General features: G+C 77.8%; 1 protein-coding gene and 1 pseudogene. Both read left to right on the plus strand.

What is annotated here, in order from left to right; translation table 11 throughout:
- Positions 1–3,309: DUF5682 family protein (locus tag QJS33_RS31020; protein WP_306371630.1), on the plus strand; the 3,309-nt coding region annotated here is incomplete at its 5' end.
- A gap of 20 nt (positions 3,310–3,329) precedes the next feature.
- Positions 3,330–3,681: pseudogene (locus tag QJS33_RS31025) on the plus strand (SWIM zinc finger family protein); the annotation flags it as partial.

The raw sequence follows: 3,681 nt of genomic DNA on the forward strand, positions 1-3,681 counted from the left end.
GCCCGCCCGGCCGCCGTCGTGGGCTCCTATCACGCCGCCGCCCTCCTGCCCGACTCCGCCCGGGCCGCCCTGCACCACCGCCTCGCCACCGACTCCGCGGCCATCGGCGCCCGCTCCCCGTCCCCCGCGACCGGGACGGCGGCGTCGTTGGCGGTACCGGAGAGCCCGATCGACCTGCCCGCCGCCGGGGAGGTGCCCGTCCCCGCGCCAGGGGAGCACACCGACGGCGTGATCAGCGCCCTCATCCCCTACACCTTCGCCCTCCTGGACTCCCGGTCGGGTTACCCGGCCGGGATCCGCGATCCCGAGTGGCAGCAGGACGTGTACGCGGCGGGCGGCGCACCCCACCGGGTGGAGGAGGCCGCGATCCGCCGCCTGGCGGGCATCGGTGCCCGGATGCGCACCGCCGGCCACGTGTGCGGTGTCCCCGACACCGCGGCCGCCTACCGTCTGGCCCGCGACCTCGCCGCCCTGCGCGGTCTGCCCGCACCGGGGCGCCGCGAGCTCATCGAGGCGCTCACCACCGCGTTGGCCCAGGGCGAGCCGCTGGGGCGCGCCCGGGCCCTGGCCCGCGCCGCCCGCAGCGAACTCATCGGCACCCGGCGCGGCCGACCGGCCCCGGCCGCCCCCGCCTCCGGGCTGGGCGTGCACGTCGCCGCGCTGGTCGCCCGACTGCGACTGCCCGGCCCCGACGACGACCGGCGTGAACTGCGCCTGGACCCCGAGCGCTCCCCGCTGGACCGCGATCGGCACATCGCGCTGCAACGCGCGTCCGCCGCGGGCATCGCCTACGCCGACCCCGTGGCGGGCACCGGCCCCACCACCGACGGCGAGACCCTGGGCCGCACCTGGGAAGCCCGCTGGACCCCCTCCACCGAGGCCACGCTGGAATTGGCCGCCTGCTACGGCACCACACTGGAGCAGGCCGCGCGTGGTCGGATGGCCGCCCGGCTGCGCGACCACGAGGGCGAACTCACCCCCGGACTCGCCGGGGACCTGCTCACCCGGGCCGCCGAGTGCGCCCTGCCCGACCTGGTCACCGAGCTGGGCGCCCGGATCCTCGACGAGGTGCTGCCCCGGGCCGGTCTGACCGACGCCGTCACCCTGCACGACCGTCTCCAGCGGATCGTCGCCGGCCGGGTCCCCGGCCTGCCCGAGGCCCCCGAGTCCCTGGTGCGACTGCGTTCCCGGCTGGCGGAGGCCGCCATCGCCTCCGTACCGGGCATGGCGGGCGCCGCCGGAAGGGACGACGCCGAGTCCCTGCTGCGGGTGGTGCGGATGGTCCAGGACCAGGCGGCACTGCCCGGCGCGGTCGGCCCCCACCGGCTGCTGTGGCAGTTGCGGTCGCTGCTCGCCGAAGGCGGCCCGCTGGCCCAGGGCGCCGCCCTGGCCGCGCTGCTCCTGTTCGAGGCCACCGGGCCCGGGGAGGCCGCCGCCCGCCTGGCCGGGTGGGCCGACGACGCCTCCGACGGCACGGCCCTGGCCCGTCGGCTCACCGGCGCGCTGGTGGTGGCCGCCCCGGTGCTGGAAGCCGACCCCGCACTGCTGGACACCCTCACCGAACGCGTGGAGGGCTGGGACGACGCGGGTTTCCTCGGCCGGCTGCCCGCGTTGCGCGAAGGGTTCGACGCACTGTCCACCGCGGCCCGCGGCCGCTTTCTGGACGCAGTCACCGAACGCCTGGGCGAAGTGGACACGGATCTCACCGTGCCCGCGGCCCTGGCCACCGCGCTGACCGATGCCGACAGCATCGCCCGCACCGCCGTGAGCACCCTCCTCCCGGCCTTCCTCACCGACCTCGCCGCCACGGCGATCCAGGACACCCGAGCCGAGACCGGGGCCCGCCCGGCCGGGGGCGGCCCCGCAGGGGGGACCACTCGTTCGGAGGGGGTCGCCCGGCCCGGCCCGGACACGGCCACCGCCGCCGATCCGGTCGGGGCCGTCCGGCGGGGCCCGAGCGCGAACGGGGACGGTTCCGCCGTGACGGGTGGCACGGACGGTGTCCCCGCGGACCCGGAGGACACGCCGTCCGGGGCGGACGACGCAACCGGCTCCGGCGGCGCGGGGGAACGGGAGCAGCGGGGGAACACGACGGACACGTCCACGGTCGGGGACACGGAGACCTCCTCCACAGGGGGCGGACATATTTCAGTCTGCCCCGGCGAAGGGGCCCCGGGCCGGTCGTCCACAGCCCCGCTTTCGGCGACTTCGGGAGCCCGCGCCATCGGTGCCGCCGACCGCTGGCGGCTCGTGCTCGGCCGTGAGCCGCACAGCGGGGACGCCCCCGTGCGGCGGGCGGCCCGCGCCCTGGACGAGCTCTACGGGCACGGCCACGGCGAGGGGTCCCAGGACCCCACCGGCGGCCGCGGCCGCCCCGAACCCGCGGCCCGGGAGTGGTCCGACGAACTCGAAGCCCTCTTCGGCGCCACCGTGCGCGAGGAGGTCCTGGGCCGGGCCGCCGAACGCGGCCGCACCGACGTCCTCGACCACCTGGACCCCGACACCGTCACCCCCTCGGTCGACCTCCTCGAACAGGTCCTCTCCCTGGCCGGGGCCCTGCCCGAGGCGCGCCTGGCCCGGCTGCGCCCGCTGGTCAAGCGCCTCACCGACCGCCTCACCGCCGAACTCGCCCGCCGCCTGCGCCCCGCGCTGACCGGCCTGTCCGTGCCCCGGCCCACCCGCCGCCGGGGCGGCCGCCTGGACCTGGGCCGCACCGTCCGCGCCAACCTGCACACCGTCCGCCCCGGCCCGGACGGACCGCTGCTGCTCCCCGAACGGCCGGTGTTCGCCACCCGGGCCCGGCGCAGCGCCGACTGGCACGTGCACATCGTCGTGGACGTCTCCGGGTCCATGGAGCGCTCCACGATCCACGCCGCCCTGGTCGCCGCGATCCTGCACGGCCTGCCCGCGCTGAGCGTCTCCCTGACCGCGTTCTCCACCGAGGTCATCGACTTCACCGACCGGGTCCACGATCCCCTGGCCCTGCTGTTGGAGGTCGCGGTGGGCGGCGGCACCGACATCGGTGCGGCCCTGGCGCACACCCGCTCCGCGGTGCGCGTGCCCGGCCGCACCATCGTCGCCCTCATCACCGACTTCGAGGAGGGCGGCAGCCTCGGCCGCACCCTGGCCGAGGTCCGGGCCCTGGCCTCCAGCGGGGTCCACCTGCTGGGCCTGGCGGCCCTGGACCACGGCGGCGCGCCCGTGTACAACCGCGCGATCGCCTCCTCCTTCGCCGCCGCCGGGATGCCGGTGGCGGCACTGGGCCCGGAGGAACTGGCGGCGTGGATCGGGGAGAAGGTGCGCGGTTGACCACCCTGGAAGGATCCCCGATGACCGACCGGCCCCGGATCGCCCCCGAGCTGCTCGCGGCCCTGGTGGAGGCGGCACCCGCCCGGGTGCGCCGCAAACTCGACGCCGCGCCCCGCGCCGCCGCCGAGTGGGCCTGGACCCGGGGGGACGGAACGTGGACCGTCGCCGCGGGCGGCGAGACCGTCACCCTCACCGGCGCCGACCTCACCGACCCCGGCCAGGCCGCGTGCACCTGCCTGCTCTCCCCGCGCTGCCTGCACCTGCTGTCGGTGGTGTCCCTGCTCGACGCCACGGCCGACGACGGTCCCGCAGACCCCCCGGACACCGCCGGCGGGGAACCCGGCGGGCCGTCCGCCGACCGCGACCCCCTGG

The sequence above is a fragment of the Nocardiopsis sp. CC223A genome, assembly GCF_030766825.1.
In the GTDB taxonomy this organism is placed as follows: domain Bacteria; phylum Actinomycetota; class Actinomycetes; order Streptosporangiales; family Streptosporangiaceae; genus Nocardiopsis.